The 18029-nt window shown below is 66.0% G+C and carries 21 protein-coding genes; 13 read left to right on the forward strand and 8 right to left on the reverse strand.

Annotated elements, in window-relative coordinates; all coding sequences use genetic code 11:
* Positions 1 to 72 precede the first annotated feature (72 nt).
* A complete protein-coding gene (locus ACNJ7E_RS16260; RefSeq protein ID WP_418340420.1) occupies positions 73 to 1062 on the forward strand; it encodes a tyrosine-type recombinase/integrase in 990 nt (329 codons plus the stop codon).
* Positions 1063 to 1206: 144 nt separating this feature from the next.
* On the opposite strand, the gene ACNJ7E_RS16265 is transcribed toward ACNJ7E_RS16260, so the two are convergent.
* Genes ACNJ7E_RS16265 through ACNJ7E_RS16275 form a run of 3 tightly spaced genes read right to left on the reverse strand, consistent with a single transcriptional unit; the run spans position 1207 to position 4222 of the window.
* Positions 1207 to 2826: a hypothetical protein gene (locus ACNJ7E_RS16265; protein ID WP_418340421.1), complete on the reverse strand. Its 1620-nt coding sequence runs from the start codon at positions 2824 to 2826 to the stop codon at positions 1207 to 1209.
* On the reverse strand, positions 2823 to 3146 hold the full coding sequence (locus ACNJ7E_RS16270) for a helix-turn-helix domain-containing protein (RefSeq protein WP_418340422.1): 324 nt from the start codon (positions 3144 to 3146) through the stop codon (positions 2823 to 2825). Before ACNJ7E_RS16270 ends, ACNJ7E_RS16265 begins: the two co-directional genes overlap by 4 nt.
* The gene (locus ACNJ7E_RS16275) at positions 3143 to 4222 is read right to left on the reverse strand and encodes a tyrosine-type recombinase/integrase (protein WP_418340452.1); all 1080 of its coding nucleotides are present in this window, start codon (positions 4220 to 4222) and stop codon (positions 3143 to 3145) included. Before ACNJ7E_RS16275 ends, ACNJ7E_RS16270 begins: the two co-directional genes overlap by 4 nt.
* Positions 4223 to 4589: 367 nt before the next feature.
* On the opposite strand from ACNJ7E_RS16275, the gene ACNJ7E_RS16280 reads away from it, so the two are divergent.
* Positions 4590 to 5546 (forward strand): hypothetical protein, encoded by a 957-nt coding sequence (locus tag ACNJ7E_RS16280; protein ID WP_418340423.1) that lies wholly within the window; start codon positions 4590 to 4592, stop codon positions 5544 to 5546.
* Positions 5547 to 5679: 133 nt separating this feature from the next.
* Here the strand turns inward: ACNJ7E_RS16280 and ACNJ7E_RS16285 are convergent, their stop codons facing one another.
* The 3 genes from ACNJ7E_RS16285 to ACNJ7E_RS16295 form a co-directional block, all read right to left on the reverse strand.
* Positions 5680 to 6177 carry an N-formylglutamate amidohydrolase gene (locus tag ACNJ7E_RS16285; RefSeq protein WP_418340453.1) on the reverse strand — a complete coding sequence of 166 codons (498 nt, stop codon included), beginning with the start codon at positions 6175 to 6177 and terminating at the stop codon, positions 5680 to 5682.
* A 383-nt stretch (positions 6178 to 6560) separates the two neighbouring features.
* On the reverse strand, positions 6561 to 6884 hold the full coding sequence (gene mihF / locus ACNJ7E_RS16290; protein ID WP_418340424.1) for an integration host factor, actinobacterial type: 324 nt from the start codon (positions 6882 to 6884) through the stop codon (positions 6561 to 6563).
* A gap of 135 nt (positions 6885 to 7019) precedes the next feature.
* The gene (locus ACNJ7E_RS16295) at positions 7020 to 7181 is read right to left on the reverse strand and encodes a hypothetical protein (protein WP_418340425.1); all 162 of its coding nucleotides are present in this window, start codon (positions 7179 to 7181) and stop codon (positions 7020 to 7022) included.
* A gap of 172 nt (positions 7182 to 7353) precedes the next feature.
* On the opposite strand from ACNJ7E_RS16295, the gene ACNJ7E_RS16300 reads away from it, so the two are divergent.
* The 4 genes from ACNJ7E_RS16300 to ACNJ7E_RS16315 all read left to right on the forward strand — a co-directional run bounded on the left by ACNJ7E_RS16300 (position 7354) and on the right by ACNJ7E_RS16315 (position 9840).
* Complete coding sequence (locus ACNJ7E_RS16300) at positions 7354 to 8151, forward strand: hypothetical protein (protein WP_418340426.1); 798 nt, start codon at positions 7354 to 7356, stop codon at positions 8149 to 8151.
* Positions 8151 to 8483 (forward strand): hypothetical protein, encoded by a 333-nt coding sequence (locus ACNJ7E_RS16305; RefSeq protein ID WP_418340454.1) that lies wholly within the window; start codon positions 8151 to 8153, stop codon positions 8481 to 8483. The genes ACNJ7E_RS16300 and ACNJ7E_RS16305 overlap by 1 nt, the downstream gene beginning before the upstream one ends.
* Positions 8484 to 8888: 405 nt before the next feature.
* Positions 8889 to 9365: a hypothetical protein gene (locus tag ACNJ7E_RS16310; protein ID WP_418340427.1), complete on the forward strand. Its 477-nt coding sequence runs from the start codon at positions 8889 to 8891 to the stop codon at positions 9363 to 9365.
* Between the two features lie 40 nt (positions 9366 to 9405).
* The gene (locus ACNJ7E_RS16315) at positions 9406 to 9840 is read left to right on the forward strand and encodes a hypothetical protein (RefSeq protein WP_418340428.1); all 435 of its coding nucleotides are present in this window, start codon (positions 9406 to 9408) and stop codon (positions 9838 to 9840) included.
* Between the two features lie 469 nt (positions 9841 to 10309).
* On the opposite strand, the gene ACNJ7E_RS16320 is transcribed toward ACNJ7E_RS16315, so the two are convergent.
* Entirely contained in the window at positions 10310 to 10684 is a 375-nt protein-coding gene (locus ACNJ7E_RS16320) for a hypothetical protein (RefSeq protein WP_418340429.1), read from the reverse strand.
* A 368-nt stretch (positions 10685 to 11052) separates the two neighbouring features.
* Here ACNJ7E_RS16320 and ACNJ7E_RS16325 point away from each other — a divergent pair, with 368 nt between their 5' ends.
* The 7 genes from ACNJ7E_RS16325 to ACNJ7E_RS16355 all read left to right on the forward strand — a co-directional run bounded on the left by ACNJ7E_RS16325 (position 11053) and on the right by ACNJ7E_RS16355 (position 16377).
* On the forward strand, positions 11053 to 11688 hold the full coding sequence (locus ACNJ7E_RS16325) for a DnaB-like helicase N-terminal domain-containing protein (protein ID WP_418340430.1): 636 nt from the start codon (positions 11053 to 11055) through the stop codon (positions 11686 to 11688).
* A gap of 11 nt (positions 11689 to 11699) precedes the next feature.
* The gene (locus tag ACNJ7E_RS16330; RefSeq protein WP_418340431.1) at positions 11700 to 11876 is read left to right on the forward strand and encodes a hypothetical protein; all 177 of its coding nucleotides are present in this window, start codon (positions 11700 to 11702) and stop codon (positions 11874 to 11876) included.
* 86 nt (positions 11877 to 11962) lie between these two features.
* Positions 11963 to 13216: a zinc-ribbon domain-containing protein gene (locus ACNJ7E_RS16335; RefSeq protein WP_418340432.1), complete on the forward strand. Its 1254-nt coding sequence runs from the start codon at positions 11963 to 11965 to the stop codon at positions 13214 to 13216.
* A gap of 502 nt (positions 13217 to 13718) precedes the next feature.
* A complete protein-coding gene (locus ACNJ7E_RS16340; RefSeq protein WP_418340433.1) occupies positions 13719 to 13934 on the forward strand; it encodes a hypothetical protein in 216 nt (71 codons plus the stop codon).
* A 27-nt stretch (positions 13935 to 13961) separates the two neighbouring features.
* Positions 13962 to 14366 carry a hypothetical protein gene (locus ACNJ7E_RS16345; RefSeq protein ID WP_418340434.1) on the forward strand — a complete coding sequence of 135 codons (405 nt, stop codon included), beginning with the start codon at positions 13962 to 13964 and terminating at the stop codon, positions 14364 to 14366.
* A 129-nt stretch (positions 14367 to 14495) separates the two neighbouring features.
* Positions 14496 to 14843: a hypothetical protein gene (locus ACNJ7E_RS16350; RefSeq protein WP_418340435.1), complete on the forward strand. Its 348-nt coding sequence runs from the start codon at positions 14496 to 14498 to the stop codon at positions 14841 to 14843.
* A gap of 94 nt (positions 14844 to 14937) precedes the next feature.
* Complete coding sequence (locus tag ACNJ7E_RS16355) at positions 14938 to 16377, forward strand: ParB/RepB/Spo0J family partition protein (protein WP_418340436.1); 1440 nt, start codon at positions 14938 to 14940, stop codon at positions 16375 to 16377.
* Positions 16378 to 16531: 154 nt separating this feature from the next.
* Here the strand turns inward: ACNJ7E_RS16355 and ACNJ7E_RS16360 are convergent, their stop codons facing one another.
* Positions 16532 to 17854, reverse strand: a complete 1323-nt coding sequence (locus ACNJ7E_RS16360) for a hypothetical protein (RefSeq protein ID WP_418340437.1) — start codon at positions 17852 to 17854, stop codon at positions 16532 to 16534.
* Positions 17855 to 18029: the final 175 nt, after the last annotated feature.

Raw genomic sequence — 18029 nt, forward strand, 5'->3', positions numbered from 1 at the left:
TTATCTGTGGCACCATGAAATCCGGCCTGCGACGACTCCGCTCCGGCGGTGCGCGAAGCGGCCCTGTTATCTGTGGCAAGCAGGCCAGGGAGGTCACAATGTTGTCGTCCGGGATCACCGTCCGCGCCGCCGGCGACAGCTTCCTCTGACTCGATCGGCTCCCCGAACACCCGCCGCGCCTACGCCATCGCCGTCGACAAGACCACCGCCACGCTCGGCGAGATCCGGCGGCTGGCCGACGTCGCCGACGACGAGATCGGCGAAACCCTCGAAACCCTCGAAACCCTGTGGGGCTCCTCAGCAGTCAACACCTGGAACGCCCGCCGCGCCGCGGTCGCGTCGTGGCCGGCGTGGTGCCGCGAGCACGGGCACACCGCCCCGGCGGTCCCGGCCTGGGTGAAACGCTCCACTCCACCGGACTCCACCACCCCGGTGCGCTCGCGCACCGCGATCGACCGGCTCATCGCGCGCCGCGACATCGCCCTCCGGGAGAAGACGCTGTGGCGGATGATGTACGAAACCTGCGCCCGCACCGAGGAACTGCTCCAAGTCAACATCGAAGATCTCGACCTGGCCCGACGCTGCGCCCCGGTGAAGTCCAAGGGCGCCAAGCCCCGCACCCGCCGCCGCGGTGCCACCTACCACGAGTACGCGCACGAGCTCGTGTACTGGGACGCGGGCACCGCCCGGCTCCTGCCACGCCTCACCAAGGGCCGCACCCGCGGACCGCTGTTCGTCACCCACCGCCGACCGGGCCCCGGCAAGGCCGCCGCCGACCGGGACATCTGCCCCGATACTGGGCTGGCACGGCTGTCCTACGGCCAGGCCCGCGCCGTGCTGGATGCCGCCACCGCGACGAATGGGCCCGGCACCGGTTGGGATCTGCACGAACTTCGGCATTCCGGCCTGACGCATCTCGGCGAGGCCGGTGCCAGCCTGGTGGAGCTGATGGCAAAGTCCCGCCACCGCAAACCCGAGAACCTACGCCGCTACTTCAAACCCTCACCGGCAGCCATGCGCGGCATCACCAGCCTCATCGGCCCCGACCGCAGCCACCGATAACGGCCACCAACAAGAGCGTCCGTCTACCCGCTGACCAGGCACTACGCGAACTTCGTTGTTTTTTGCGCCATTACTACTGGAACCTCGTGAGTTCCGTGAGTTCAGGGTTACTGAAGGCTCTTCGGCGCGAACCCAAGGGTCGATTCAGCTTATCGGTGGATTCGGTGCTTGGGTTGGTTCCGACTTGGGTGTGTGGTCCTCGGTGGGAGTCGGCAGCAGTTGCCGCGCGGAGTCGGCGTAGCGGATGGCGGTCTTGCGGTCGACGCCGAAGACGACGGCGAGATGAAGCGGATCCGGGCCGTGGGCCAGCGCCTCCTCGAGTTGCCGGTCGGCGCGGAGCCGCTCGACGGTGGCGTCCAGGCCGCGGCAGGTTTCCCCAACCCAGAACCGGCTCACCGGGGTGGATTTCGGCGCAGTTTGCTGATTGATGATCAGGTGCGGGTTCACGGTGGCCGGCCAGCGGGCTCGCCGGTAGTCGAGCCAGTCGACCAGCAGCCGGTAGGTGAGCTCGTCGAGCGGGCGGACCTTGCCGGCGATCGTGAGGCGTCGATTGCCGATGTCGATCTCGTCGAGCCGGAGTTCGCGGATGTTCTTGGTGCGGGCGGCGTGGATTGCGGCCAGGGCGACAATCAAGCGGTCGGCCGGGCGGGTCGTCGCGGCGACGGTGTGGTTGATCTGCTCGTCGTCCAGAGGCTGGACGAGCGTGCCGGTCCGGCTGCCGACCCGCATCCGGCTGGTGGGGTCGCGGAAGATGATTCGGTTCCTCTTGCAGTGCCGGAACAGCGAACGAAAGGATATGAGCAGATTCTCGCTGGCCGATCCGTGGAGCTGGTCCAGCGCGGCCACTGCGTCGTCTCGGGTGACCTCGCGCAAGTGGTCGTAGCGGGCCGACCATGCGAGTAACACGGGGCGAATTCTGGTGCCGTAGTTCCAGGCGGTGGCGATGTTGCGAGGTCTGGTGCGCGGGCCGCCGTCGCGCAGGCAACGCAGCCAGTGTTCGGTTTCCTGGGCGATGCCAGGGGCTAGACCATCGAGTCTGGTAGCGAGCCAGTCCTCGAAGGACGCTCGGCGGTCATCGATGAGGATGTCCATTTCGTGCAGGACGTCGGCAGCTCTTTCGCTGGTGAGTCCGTGATGCCGTAGGCCGGCAGCCATCGCCGTGTAGTGCACGACGTCGCCGGCGGCGTGGTGCGCCAAGAGGATTCGCAGCCCTCGATCGACACTCTCACGTGTTTTCCTGTGCCAGCCGCGGCGTTCGGCGAGCTGATGTGCGAGGTAGCGTCCCCATTGCAGCCACGGATTGTCGGCGCCGTGGTCTGCGGATTCGTCGAATCGCGTGTAGTCGCGCACCAAGGGCCCGAACAATGCCAGCTGGGTGTTCGTGGTGTCCGGCCTGTTCGCTGGCGGCGGCGCCGGTTTGGGTGGCCTGCCGCGCCCGAGGCCGCGCGGCCTCGGGGTGGTCGAGGCACCGCGGATGGAATACATGTCGGCGAAGAACAGCTGATGTTCGCGGACATCGTGCAGATACCGGCAGGCGGTCTTCGACCGGTTTCCGGCTTCCCGGGCCAGGATTCGAGCTTGGTTCCAGCACAGCCTGCAGTACTGGTTTTTCACCGCGACTCGGCGGCCGCAGCCCATGCAGTCGTCAACCGGATGGTCGCGGGTGTGCAGGTAGCAGGCCAGGCACAATCCTCGGGCGTAGTTCGGTCCCCAGGCCAGGCAATCGGCGCAGGTGATCGCTCGTCCGAGCCGTCTGCCACTCATTCGGGTGGCAGCGACCGGCCGTCGCGCCGCTTGGGTGTCACCGCGGCGATTCCGCTGCCGACTGCCTGGCTGGAAGTTGGTGTCGCGACGGGCTTTTGAACCTTCTCTGGTTCGGGGATCAGGATTTCCCCGATCGGGCAGCCCAACACCGTGCAGATGACGTCGAGATCGTCGAGTTTGATGCTGGCGGGGTTGCCCGACCACAGGCCCGACATCTTCCCGGCGCTGATCACCAAGCCGTGGTCGGCGAGCATGCGCTGCAGTTCGCTGGCCTTCCAGATGCCGCGGTTCGCGGCCGCCAGCCGTAGGTTCCATTTCATGACGGCAACAGCCCTTCCAGGCGTTGAGCAGCGCGTTGCTGGCCAGCGATCCAGGCGTCCTCGATCCGGGACCGGTGGACGTGGACGTAATTCAGAGTCGACGAGATCCACGAGTGTCCGAGTAGTTCCTGGATAGCGAGCAGGTCCAGTCCGGACAGATAGAGCTCGCTGGCCGCGAAATGCCGCAGGACGTGTGGGGTGAGGGTGTCCGCCCAGGTCGGCAGGTGCGCGGCGGCGGCTGCGGCCAACCCCGCCCGCAGGGCGTCGTCGCCGACGCGGCGGCAGCTGCCATCGGTGTTCTTGCGCTCCGACGGCAGCAGCGGTGCGCCGGGACGGCGATAGTCGTCGTCGAAGTGGCCCCACACGTCTTCGACGAACCAGCGCAGCACCCGGTCAGCGCCGTTGATCAACGGCACCATCCGCTCCCGCGGGCCGCTGCCACGGGCGCCTTTGCCCTTGCGGACGTGCAACTTGCCGAACCTGCCCAGCTCCCACTTGATGTCCGCCAGATCCAGGCTGCGGGCCTCGTTTACCCGCAGCCCGACCTTCGACATCAATTGTGCAGCAACATAATTTCGTGCAGTGGGCGCGGACTTGCGGCACGTCGTCAACTCCTCCCGCCACCCGGCGAACAACGTCTTCATCTCCGGTTCGGTCGGCGGGATCCGCAACGCCGCCTGTTTACGGCCGCGTGGCTTGTTCATCTCGTCGATCGGACACTCGACCACCCGGCCGGTCATCGCATGGATCTCGACCTTGTGCCGCAACTCAAGGAACGCGAAAAACGTCGTCAGGGCCTGCGCGCGGCCCTGCCGGGTCGCCTTCGCCGCGCCACGCAGCACCTTCCCGAAATACACGTCGGCATCCCGCGGCTCCATCTCCCACAACGGCCGCTCGAACCACGCACGTGTTTGCTCGATGTGGTTCACGTCCGAGTTGATCGTGCCGTCCGACAGTCCCGCCGATGCCCGGGCCAGCACGAATCCCGCCAGCACGTCGGTTTCGAACGCCGAGAGCTCCTCCGGTCTCGCCAGCTCCCGCTGCTCACGCAGGTCCCGCACCGCTGCCAGGCTCAACACGACACCCTCACCTTCAGCTCAGACCGCAATCACTCGGACAAGCCGAACATACTTCAGAATTCCCGAAATCTGATCAAGACACGCAGAAACGATCCAGACGAAGAGAACTCCCAGGCACCAGGCCAGAAGCTAATCCGCAGGACGAAGGAACTCGCGGGTTATCGCATACACATTCGATGAGAACTCGCCACCGCGCCGACAGATCACCTGAGAACTCGCCAGATCAGACGACAACCGACAGGCGCCGACCACCCGCGATCTCATCGCCGGAAACCTAGTTAAGCATCTTTGGTTACGCATCGGTAGAAACGAAACTAAACGAAACTATGGATACGAAAGCGACGAAACGTGTAGAGTCGGTGCGGTGACGACTAACGACATCGACGCCGCGGGCGCGCGCCGGGGCATGTGCGAGTTTCCCGGCGGGTGCAGTCGACCCAGCCTGGACGATCCGAAGACGGGGCGCCCGTCGAAGTACTGCGGGCAGGCCGATCCTGGTGGCCCGGTGCACAACAAGGGCAACGCGTGGAAGGAGCGCCGCCGGCTCGCGACCGTCGGCGCGGGGCAGGCCGAACCGCCGGCAGCGGGAGATGAGGGTGAGGTGACGGCGCCGGTGTCGATGGCACGGGCCACCCTCGGTGTGCAGCTCGAGGAGCTACCCCGCCGTCTCGTGGAGTTCCGTGGTTTCCTCGAGACCATGACCGAGACGATCGCCTCGGTGACCGATGTCGAGTCCGTCGCCGCCGAGGTCGATCAGGCGCACGCCGAGGCGCTCGCGAAGGTAGCCGAAGCGGAACGGTTGCGGGGCGAGGAGGAACGTCGCCGCCGGGACGCCGAGACCCGGGCGCGTGAACATCAGCAGGCACGGGAGGAGGCCGACGCCGCCGCAGAGGACGCATACGCGGAACTGGCGCGGACCCAGACCGAGACCGCTGCCGCCGTGGAGGACGCGACGAACCGTGAACGTGAGGCACGCGCGGAACTCGAGCGCATCCAGGCCGACGCCGAGGAGAGGATCGCGGCCGCCGAGTCCGAGGCTCAGCTCGCCCAGACCCGCGCCGAGACGCAGACCGCCACAGCGCAGGCCGCCGTGCAGGAAAGCCGCGAGAATGTGGACCGTCTTCGCGGGGAACTCGCCGACCTACGCACCGAGGCCCGTACGGATCGCGACCAGGTGCGTGCCGATCACGCCGCGCAACTGGCCGAGGTCCGGCAATCGGCCGCCGACCGTGTCGACGCGCTGACCACCGCACTGCGCGCCGCGGAGCAGACGATCGAGGAACTACGGCGGCAATCGGGTGGCCGCGGCGCCGGCACCTGAACCCACTCCGGCTACTGGGATCGGCCCTGGCGGACCGGTGCCGCAGGTACCGGTCGGAGCCGGGCTCGTATGGGGCTCGGGATCGCGGGCCAGTGTCACCTTCGCTTCGAGTGGTGGGGTGCGCGAGGACCGTTCAGGCTCCGGTCGGGGCTTCGTGATCAGCGCATGGTGTGGAGGCGGTGGTGACGATCCGAATCTCGGGATCGCCGTCACCGGTGCGCATCCGGTAGTGCGGACAGGCGACCACTTGACGGGGCACTCGGATCGCCCGCCGGTCGGCGTCGAGGTAGAGCCGGTAGGCCAACTGCCCGTCCCGATGCTCGCCGGTGTCCGGGGCGACGGCGCCGAGGAAATACCCCTGCGCCGCGTCGACCTCGGCGAAGATCGCCCGCGCCCACTCGCCTGGCTCGGCGGGTGGGAGATACCGCGGCAGACCCGTTGCGGCGTCGACGCTGTGCACGAGCACGGTGACCACGAACCCCGATGCCGCCGGCGCCCACGGTGCGGCCGCGACCTCGAACATAATGAGCCATGTGTGGATCCGCAGTTCGATGTTCGTGCCGGTCCGCGCGGGCACGGTGAACACGTGCGGGTCCGCCGACGGGGCCAGCGTGGTCAGTGACGGCAGCACCGGAGGATGCTCGGCGGGGAGGTCACCGGAGGGAGCGGGCACCAGGAAAGGCTACGGGGGCCACCTGTGGCACCGACTCGAGAGATACAGGCCGCCACACACCAATCCACGGAACCCCGCAGATCAGGACGGGTGACGGATCACCGGTCTGGGCAGTGAGTGGCGACCTGTTGCTCGTCGCGAGAGTCACAATAGATCGTCCCTCCGACAGTTCGCCTCGGAGGGAGTCCACACCGGACGAGAAACCTGGGGCGCCACGCTGAACGCGTGGAAAGACTACGGGTTCACTCACCAAGGGTCGTCGGTGAGCGATCACCCGCATGCGGCAACAGCACGGCTCGTGGACACGTTATGTCCACGAGCCGTATGCGCTGCGCTGATTCTCAGGCAGGGTAGGCGGCCGCGGCCGCGATCAGGGCCTGCCGCTGGTTCTCGCCGAGACCACCGAGACGGCGGCTCTCCGCGATGGAGAGGTCCTCGAGGAGCTTCGCGGCCTTCACCGCACCCACCCGCGGAAGGGCCTTCAACAAGGCCAGTACCTTGGTCTTTTTCACGATCTCCTCGGTTTCCGCGCGTTCGAGAACCGCGGCGACGTCGAGCTTGCCGGCCTTGACGGCGACCAGCATCTCACTGCGCACCTTGCGCGCCTCGGCGGCCTTCGCAAGCGCTGACGCGCGCTGCTCGTCCGTCAATACGGGCACAGCCATAGTTCCCCCTCATAGATTCGCGGTGGCCAGCGGATCCGGCCCCCTAAACCGTGCCCAGGCTAGACGCCCAGACCCTTACGATTCCGAGCCACCGACGCACTGCTCTTTGACACTTGTCGCCGTGATGCCACGGATTCAGGAGTCGGCAGGCACGAGAAACTTCACGGGCACCCGGAACGGAAATTTCCCCGGCGCGTCGATGACGCTCTCGACCAGAGCGTCCTCCTCCTCGACGCTGAGAACCGTAAACGTGGACTTACCCTCCGGGTGGAGCAGCACCTTTTGGCCGATCATCACGCCTGTTCCTCCGTGCCTAGAACCGCCGATGACGCCAGGTCAACGGCGGAAGTGAAACGCCCCGAGTGCCCTTCCGGACGAGGCCCGCCTACAATACCTCAATATCGAACGTGTGTTCGAGTAGTCTGGTTGGCGGACCGATCGGGTTCGAAGATGTGCGAAGGCGGCGAGGATGAGCGAACTGCCCACTGCGCCCGCCTCGAACGGGCTCACCAAAGCGGAGAAACTCGACCAGCTGCGCCGGAAGATGGCGGCAATTCCGGCCCGATCCGAGGACACCGGACCGGCCATGCCCGCGGTGATTCTGCGGTCCGCCGACGAACCGACACCGGTCGTGGCCACCGCTCAGACCACGCTGCGCACCCTTCCCGTGCCCACTCCGATCGCGGACCTTCTCCCACGAGGAGGACTCGCCCGGGGCACCGTGGCCAGCGTCGCCGGAGCGACGTCGGTACTGGTGGGCCTGCTCGCCGCGGTCACCGCCGGCGGTTCGCACGCGGCCGTGATCGGAATGCCGAACCTGAGTCTGCTCGCCGCGGTCGAACAGGGCGCGGACCTGTCCAAGATTGCGCTCGTGCCCACGCCGAAGGACACCGCGGTCGAGGTCGCGGCGATCCTGCTCGACGGAATCGATCTCGTGATTCTCGGGCTGGCGGGCGTGGCCGTGCCGCCGTCGCGGGCCCGGGCGGTGGTGGCCCGGGCACGCTCGAAGGGCGCCGTCCTGCTGGTGACCGAGGGACGCTGGGACGGGGTGGATCTGCGCATCGACTCCCGCGTCGCCGGATACACCGGTCTCGGCGACAAGTACGGCCGGGTCACCGGGGTCCACCTCGACGTGGCGGCCGCCGGCAAGGGATTTCAACGGCGCACCCTCCGTGTGGAGCTCCGCAGTGACTCCGGGTCGGTGGCCTGGCGCACCGTCCCCGAGACCCAGACCACCGGCCTCGCCCCCTTGCGGGCTGCGCTGTGATGAACACCGACGGCTGGACCGAACGATGGCCCGAACACCCGGTCATCCGGACCTTCGACCCGCCGCGCCCGGTCCGGGTGGACATCGGCAAGGCGCTGCCCCTGGGGCGCGGCGGAGCGGCCCGCGCCGACTACGTCAGCATGCGGGTGAAGAGCTCAGCGGTCTGCCTGTCCGGTCTGCTACCGGCGCTGCAAACGCACTGGTTCCAAATCTTCGATGGCCAGTGGTGTGCGGCGATCACCGTGTACGTCACCGACGCCGCAGGCAGCAACAGCCTCGAACTCGACATGATCGTCACCGCCGACGCCATCAGCGAACCACCCTCCCCGTAACCGCCGACAACATCGGACACCACCGGCGGCGGGGCCCCGTCGCGACGTGACGCCGCCGATACCGAGCGAAACTCATCTGCCGCTGGTGATCCGCCTGCCCGGCGGCCCGGCCACCTTCGGTGTCCCCCAAGCGGATGCTCCGCTGCGCTCCGCCCGGTGAAAAGCGTTCTTGTTGTTCCCTTCTGGCCTTCCGAGTCTCGCCGGCGGTGACCTGCGCGCCACCGCCGACGCCAGGGCGGCCTGCGGCTCCGAAAATTCTCTCCTCCGCTTCGCTCCCCCAAGATTTTTCGGCTCGACAGTTGCACTCCGGCCCCCTCATACCGGCGGACCTCTCCCATGCCAGAAGGGCACAAAAAATGATCGGGCCGCGCAGGTGGTCCGATTCCGACGAAAGGTCCCCGCCACATGGGCACACCGACATCACCCGTCACTTCCGCCGTCGAGACATCCGAGGTACTCGACTACCGGCACTACGGAACCCTCGAGGAGATCTACGCCCGCGAACTGTTCCGACTGGCGGCGGTCGGGGTCGCCGATCCCGACGTGACCGCGACCGGCGGAAACTGCTACGCCCTCACCGGCGACGCCGGTTACGCCCCCGACGGCCGATCGATCTACCTCCTCGCCACCACCAACGGCGATCCCGCACTGACGACCGGTGAACCCATCACGAGCTGGACCGTCGGCCTGTACGACACGCAGGGTGACTCGGTCGCCCTGGCAATGGGCGAAGCCGGCGTCGAGGCACTCGGCGACTCTCCCGACGCACTCGGCTGCGCGGTCACCCGCGCCCGCACGGCACTGCACCAGTACACCGGCGGCGCACCGGCAGGGAAGGTCCCTCTCATCGGAGACCAGGGCGTGACCTGGATCCCCGCATAACCACACCGCACACACCCATCACCGAAGGAGAACAAAAACTATGTCGAAGAACATCTTCCAGGCAGGCGACCGCGTCATCATCGACCCCGTCGTCGCGAACAAGGACATGCAGGGCCGCGTTTTCGAGGTGGTTCGCCAGTTGAAGGTGAACTACGACCTCAAGCCACTCGACGGTGTCGGCCCCTTGGTGCGGGCGCAACCGCAGGTGCTGTTACCAGCCCCCGCGGAACTGCTGGCGAAGCCGATCGTCGCGGTCGCACCCTTGTCGCCCGGCTCCACGGTCCGGGTGAAGCGGGCTCCCAACATCGATCCGAAGACGCTGTTCGTGGTCCTCGCCAACGGCGCCAAGGTGAAGATCGCCGAGCTGGGCGGCGAAGACGGCCGGTACTGGAATGTGCCTCGGAACGCGCTGGAGAAGGTGATCATCGACCTATCCGCAGCCGCGGCCAGCGCCCAGGTGGCCGAAGCCCACTAATCCGACGCCCGGCCGAACATCCTGACGGCCACATCCCGACCCGCCGGAAGAGCCCACCGGGCAGCAACTATCTGCCCGGTGGGCTCGCCGAAACCGTACAGGGAGCGACTCACCATGACCGAGCCCGGATACCAACTTCCCCAGCTCGACCTCTTCACCCCATGCGCTGTCCACGCCTGCGACTTCCCAGTCGTCGAGACCGAGAAGGTGTGTGCCGGATGCCTGGACGAGTTCGGCGACATGCTGCGACCCGCCGCACCGTGCGCCCCAACGCAGCTCGAGCCCGCGCACTCCACCAGCATCCCGGAGCGAAACACGCCGCCTCGAGCCGCTAACCCAGGCGAGCCCGAACGGAAGGCGAATCAGCGGTGCTGGCTATGCGAGGAACGCCGAACCTGCACCAAAGTGCACGGCCAATGGGAATGCGGAGACTGCATGCGGATGTAGTCGGGCACTCGCCTGCCGCTACTCAGTAGGCGCTGGTCCCCGACGGGGAGGGCGAATCAGTGGAGTGCGGACGCGATGCCGAATCCACCCAGGTAGGCCGCCGGCGCGGCTGGTGATTCGTGGGAATCGGGGCAAGGAAATGCAATCCCGGCAGGCTGAACACTGACAACGCCAGTCGAGTCCGCCACAGCTTGTGCTTGACCGCCCACAGCCAGTGGCCGACCAACCACAGCCCCACACCGCCGACGATCGACCACACGGCAGCCGAAGTCGCATTGTCACCAGCGACTCGGATCAAACCCGACAACGCGAGCAGGAAGCCGGCGAACCGGGCCAAGCCGGAACCGAACATCCACACCAACACCACGACCAGCGCAATCCCCGCCAGAGCGCTCATGACCCATCCCTCCTACAGCACGCACGTCCCTGCATTGTGCCGCCACCCACCGACACACCCATACCCCGCACCGGACGGAACTACAGGATTTCCCGAACAAGAGCCCGGTGGAGGCGCTCTGCGCTTCCGGGAATTGTTCATTTCATAATTCGGATCAATTTCAAATTCGACTCTTAATGAATCCTCGTGGCACTTGATAAGGCGCGATTGTTTCGATTGCGACAGCTCCGCTGTATAGGTCCGCAACCCCGCCTCTAGTCCGAAAACAAGAAACGCCTAGATACGTCCCGGCGGGATGTAAAAGGCTTGGTGACGGCGGTGTGGGTGCAAGATTTGTGGGCCGAATTTGTGCGCCAACAATAACGCGAATGAATGCTACAAATACCTGCGAAAACCGTGGACAATTTCGCTTTATCGACTACAATAAGAATTGTCAAAGAAGGGGAGGAACAATGGCATCGCCACTGCGGATCGCACCGGCGATCGACGATATGGTCAGCGGCACGGAATTGCCCGTGCGTACCGATACCGCACCGCACCTCAATGCCGAAGCGTGCTGCCTGGCCGCGCTGATGCAGATCCCAGCGGACAAGGCTCGTCCGATCGCCGACGTCCTCAGCCGCGATGACTTCACCCACACCGCCTACGCCGCCCTCTACGGGCTGATCCACGGCCTGATCCGCAGGCAACAGCCACACGATTACGTCATGGTCGCCCACGAGATCGACAGTCGACCTGCCGGCATCGAGCACCACCGAGTGCCGTTGCGTCAACAGCTCGTCCGCATCATCGGCTCGGCACCTTTTCCCGAACGTGCGGCCCACTACGCCAAAGCCGTCATCGCCCAGTCCTACCGGCGCTCCTTCGAAACCACGGCCCAGGCGCTCAGCGAAGCGACCGAGACCATGGCTACGGACGACCTGTACGAGTACATGTGCCAGCTCGGCCGCCGCCAGCGAGACGCCCACGCCCGCTACGCGGCCATCTGCGCCACCATCGAATGAAGGGAACCTCAATGTTCGTCGACGACGACCACATCAAGGACGCTCACATCCTGCGTGAGCAGGGCAAGGACTGGAGTGAGGTGGCCCGCGAACTCGGGTGCACGGCGGCCGCGGCCCAATCCTTCGCCACCGCCTATCAGCGCCGTACCGACGCCGCGGCCGCGGAACACCAGACGGCCCTGTTCTGAATCCGTGAGCTGAACCCCTGCCAGACCGATCCGGCACACTGGCGGGAGAAAACACACCTGTCACGACGGAGATTACGACAGCGCGTATGCGTCTCAAAGATGAGCACCCAGAACTGTTTCGGCAACTACATCGGGCCCGCAATGTCGGGGTCGATCTTGATTCGACCACGGCCTCCTCGCACGAGATGCTGTGGTGGCGTTGTCCGGTTGGTCACGAGTGGCGAGAGACACCGCTGCAACGTCGATCACACGCGATGTGGAAGAAGGGGGATCACACCGCATGCCTGTACTGCGTAGCTCCTGGCTGCCTTGTTTACAGCTGCGGTCATCGCAGGTTTCGGCGCAGTGAATCCACCTTTCGTGTGCTGGCCCACCCGTGCGACAAGTGTGAGAGCGCAGAGCACGCACAACTGATCCTCGACGCCCTTGACGATTCGGCCGCGGCCGCGGTCCGCATCCTCGATGAGAGCCCGCACTACGCCCTGTTCTGCAGCAAAGCGGCCGACACAGTCGAGTGGTGGGACGAGATCTTCCCACTGGTGGAGGCATACTTCGTGCGGATGGTCAGCGTGTACGTCGCCATCGCGACCGTCGAGCATCGTCCCGCTTTAAGCGAGCCGACATCGAGCGTGCTCGGCGCGTGCATGCTGCGCATCCTCGGTGCGCTACGACAGGACTGTCGGGAGGAGATGCACACGGCCGTACCGGAAGACGCCGGACACATGCATTCCACGTATCTTCCCGGCCGGCACACGGTCGAGGTCGGATGGGCGCTCAAGAAGCTCGGCTTCGACATCCTCGACACACCGCTACCGGACGATATCGAGCGACGCGTGCAATTCTGCGAGCGACAACGCTTCTCCGCGACCGGTGAGCTCCCGCCGGTCAACCTCGCAGACAGGCACTATCCCGCCTTCATCCACCTTCCTCGCGACCGCGAGAAAGGGGCAGAGACCGAACTGCAGCGATTCCGGCCGAAGCAGCTCCCACCACGGATAACTGCCCTACGGGTCGCGCTCGACGAATCCTCACCCGCCGGACCCGACGACCCCCTCGGCCGAACGCATGTCGGCTACTCCCCAGATCTCACGCCGCAGGAACTGTGGGAGCGGGGACGCGGAGTGTGGAAGTTCCGTGCCGATCACGTCGCCGCATCGAAGATCATGCTGCTGGTCCACGACAAGACGGTTGTGCTGGTTGCATCGATCACCGGCCTGACCCTGCACCGCGGCGGCCTGGCCATCCTCGGCGAACCACTCCCCGACCATCCACTCACCAGCAAACCCGATCCACTACATACACCGAATCCGTTGGCCTACGGCACCATCGGAACCGACTGAACCTCGGCGCCAGTCCCACATCGGACTGTCCCTACCAGGCAACGACGCCGCGATTCTCCACAGCACACCGAAGCACGAGGCCCCGCACACCAGTGCGGGGCCTTTCTGCGAATGAGACCGGGACCTCGGGGTTTGCGTGTTCTCACCGTCGCCACGGCCGCCACCGATGCGTGCCACCGTCCCTTCGGGCCGGCGCCGGCCACCTGCGGTGTCCCCTGATCGGAGCTCCGCTGCGCTCCGCTCTGTTGAAGAGCATCGTTCTTTTGACCTGCTGGCCTTCCGATTCTGATCGACGGCGGCCGGGGAACAACCCCTGGCGGCGCAAGCGCCGGCACAAGGCTCCGAGAACTTTCTCAACCCGCACTCGCTTCGCTCGCAGAGAAACTTCTCGGCCCAGGGGTTGCACCCCGTCCTGATACCGCCGATCCGAACCTCCCTTGCCAGCAGGGCAAAAAGAACGCCGGGGCCGCAGGAGTGGTCCGGCAGAGCATCGGAGGTTCATATGAGCACCACCATCGTCCTCGACAAGGTCATCGACCCCATCGCGGTCGCACGCGCGATCTACGCCGACCTGTGGGTCGAGGAGGACCCCCACTTCGACGACCTGACCACGAGCATGCGCGCCGAACTTATCGGCATCGTCCTCGAACTCTCCCCGACCGACCCGTACATCGAGGCGGCGGCGATCCCGCTGACCCCGGCCAACTTCGGCCTCTGACACACCAAACCTTCGAAGGAGACACACATGCGCACCACCTTCTCCGCCATCGTCATCGAGATCGACGGCACCATGACCGCCCAGGACCTCCCGGTCGACCCGTTGTGGGCGAGCCTGCGCATCCCGGCCGGTATCGGCGCTGCCCTGGACGTCGTCGGCGACGTCGGCACGGCCGGATTCGTCCTCGGACGCGGCCCCCACCAGGGCACGGCCAGCCTGCTCGTCGGGGCGAACCACCAGGACGCCCCGGCAGTCCCGGTCAACCCGGTAGCCACCGCGATCGTCCGCCGGTACGGCCCGGCCACCGACCGCCCGATTCGCGGCCGCGCCGTACTGGTCGCCGGATGGGACGAGAACCCGGAACCGATCCTCGCACCGGTCGCGGAGGCACTGATCGCCCGCCGCAGCACCCGCCCCGCCCAGGCGGCGTAAGCACTCCGATCCGAAACGTCGGTGGGAACCGGACAGCAGCTATCTGCCCGGTTCCCACCGACAATCGGACACCACACACACGACCTGGACCGGAAGACCCGATCCCATCACCACCGAAGGGAACCGCAAATGAACGTGACACCAGGAGCACCGAGCGTGCCGATGCGGGTGCTGCACAACGAGGCACGGGACGCGATGCTCATCGGCTACACCGACGGCGACCCGCTGCGCGAGGTGATCCGGTTCGAGATGGATCCACGCCGCGACCTCGAAGAAAACCTCGAAGAGGTATTCGACGCATTCAACGAACCCGGCCCCCGGCTCATCGGACTCGAAGTAGTCCGCCGATACCGGGCCGAGCGGAACCGGTCACTGAGCAAGGGCGACGTTCTGTTCTACGGCGAGATCGCGTACGCCGTCGCCGCAGCCGGATTCGTCCGGGTGTACCCGACGCGCGAATCCATCACCTTCCGCTGACCTGCCCGAACCAAGACACGGACCCGGATAGACGAGAACACCGGGCAGCAGCTACCTGCCCGGTGTTCTCGCCCGAACAGTACAGGAGAGAGAAATGACCGCGACCGTCACCAACCTCCGGACCACCACCAACGCCGCCGAGGAACTGGTCCACCTGCACCCCGACGAGATCGTGCTCGAACCCAACGCCCGGACCACCGTCGACCCGGACGAGCTCGCCGAACTCACCGAATCGCTGCGCGAACACGGTGTCCTCCTGGCGATCAAGGCGATCCGCTACGCAGACGGCACGATCCGGGTACGAGACGGACAGCGCCGCACGCTCGCCGCCCGCGACGCCGGACTGGCCAGCATCCCCGCCCACGTCACACCGGACACTGCGCACAGCGACAAGGAACGAGGCATCCAACGGATCGGGCAGCAGATCGCCGCCAACGACCACAGGACCGACCTGACCGCCGGTCAGCGCGCCGCAGGAATCGCGGAGATGCTCGACCTCGGAGCAAGCATCACCAAGGTGGCCAAAGCAGTCCAGCTCCCCCGCGACCAGGTCGAAGCCCTCGCCGCCGTCGGCGTCTCCCGCACCGCCTGCGAACGATTGGACAGCCAGCAGCTCTCGCTCGAGCACGCCGAAGTCGTCGCCGAATTCGACGCGGCCGGCGACGACGAAGCCGTCGCCGAACTGCTCTCCCGCCACTGCTGGAACTACCGCTACACCGCCGAACGGCTCCGCCGCGACCGCGCCCAGCGCGCCGCCCGCGCCGAGGCCGCCCTCCCGTTCGCCGAATGGGGATACACGATCCTCGACGCACAACCCAAGCCCACCGACCACATCACCCTCGCGAACCTCCGCACCAGCGACGGCGAACCGGTCACCGCCGAACACACCACCGAACACCCCGAACTGTGGGGCGTCTGGCTCGAAGAAAACGAAACCCACGACCGTAACCACGGCGACGACGACACCGCCGAGACCTCGCCGGAATGGGCGCCCGAGTACGTTCTCCTCGATCCGAGCACGCTCGACCAGAACGGATTCGAACTCGCACCCGAAGACGCCGCCGCCCAGGACGCCGAGCGTCAGGAACGCCGCCGGGTCCGGGAGTTGAACAAGCTCGCCGAGGCCGCAACCACCGTGCGTCGGGACTTCCTCCGCACCACATTGCTCGCGCGCAAGACCCCGCCGAAGAACGCCGCAGCCTGGGTCGCCGCCACCCTGGCCACCGACATGCAGCTACTCGGCGAGTACCGCACCGATGAGCAGGTTCGAGACCTTCTCGGCATCACCGGATACGACACCGGCAAGGAAGTCGCCGACATGACGGACAAGGCGAGCGAGGCCCGTGCCCACGTCCTTACCTCCGCCTTGGTCGTCGCCGCGATGGAAGGCCGCATGGTCAAGGATGGATGGCGGCACCGCCCACGGGGCGCCGCCGCCTACCTCGAGATGCTCGCCGCCAACGGCCACGAACTGACCGACGTCGAGCAGGCGATCGCCGGGAGGCTCGATCCGAACACCATCGAGTTCGACTAGCGTCGCCACCGGCCGTCCCGGGCCTCGTCACCAACGAGGTCTGGGGTGGCCTACCTAGCCCGCCACCCTGTTGCGGGTCGCCGGGCATCGAGCGCCAACCCGCAGCGCGACATCGACACCAAGCACTTTGCAACCGCAGTACCGGCGTCCGCGCTCAGCGTCGCTCGGATTGGGCCCACCATCTCGCCAGGGCGCGATCGCCATCCGTCATTACCGGGATGGTTCCCTCTCCGGCCAAGGTTTGATCGATATTCGCTGCGGTCACCCTCCACGTGTATTTGATCTCTGACGGTGCGGGAGCAGGAACGGTGCAGGGGACCATCAGAACCAACGAGGACAAGCGGGGAACCGGTAGCCGCCGAATCCGAAGTTCGCCTGCATCGACAATCATGACGACATCGTTCCCGTCCTGGGTCCAGTCAGGGACATCCGGCCAGGACGCGGAAACGTCAGCGTGAGGCGAGGTTTCTGGTTTCGGTGGAACGTGCAAAGGCGTCCAAATATCAGACATGGTCCTCGTGGTTGCCTCGACGCCGACAACCTCTTCGAAAACTAGCTCGACCTCCACGCCCTCAAGGCGCCTGTCAGTGTTGAGCAGTATCTCGATCGGCAGGGCAGCGGAGGAAGCTACCTCCCTATCGAAGCTGCGGAGCCTCGCGCGAACCCCATGCGCCCACTCATCAATCTGTGCCGCCGTTTTCGGGTCACGGCGAACATAGCCGCGAGTCGTCGCAAGGGCGGCCTCAAAACGCGGATCCGTCCGGTCGCCATAGGATGCCGCGAACTCTTGCTCCTCACGGATGTCATTGCTGATCAGATCTTCGAGGAACCTCCCGAGTATGGCTTCGGGCACTCGCCACACGTCTTCTGTTACCGAGACCGTGATCGAGGGCGTGGCACTCGGGGAGGTAAGGGCTGCCGGTGCTTTCGCAGTCTCCCGTGTCTTCTGGAAGTTCCGCGCGTCGCTCCACAGTGCGCGCTCCAGCTTCTCGCGCAGATGCTCGTCAGAGTCGTAGGTGTCGAAGAGTCCCTTGTCGTTGGCGTAGAACGACTCGCGGAATTCGTTAAGTCGATCCCACTGTTCCCGATTCGTCCCCTCGGTAACCGACTTCGGGACCGCATCACCGTCCCAGAAGTACATGTGGACCCTCGCGTCAGCCTCGCGGAGATCCGCTTCCTCAGCGGTACCGGAGTACTCGTTCCGCGGCGTCGGAGTGCCGAGCCGGTACTTGAACAGACACAGGACGACGTCGCTGTGCTCAGTGATCTGCTCGTTGATCACCGCCTGCCCGTCGACACCTCTGCGGTAAACCGGCACAGTATCCGAGCTGTGGTGCTTCGGAATGAACACCACGCCCCGGTCAGCCGAATGATCGCTGTTCCATTTCGCTATCACTTCACGAGCGATTGCAACCTCACCGGCTGTGTCACCGGGGCCCGAGATCATCACAACCACACCGACAGCATTGAACGACATGGAACAAGTGAATCACCCGGATTGCGCCACACGGCGATCGACTGGTCGAAACGATATGGCGATGTGAGATGCAGGGCTCGGCAGATAGCAACGGGTGCGTGTCACCGTCCCTCCGGGCCGGTGCCGGCCACCTGCGGTGTCCCCCGATCGGAGCTCCGCTGCGCTCCGCTCTGGT

The sequence above is a fragment of the Rhodococcus mengyinensis genome (assembly GCF_048381435.1).
GTDB lineage: Bacteria > Actinomycetota > Actinomycetes > Mycobacteriales > Mycobacteriaceae > Rhodococcus_F > Rhodococcus_F opacus_D.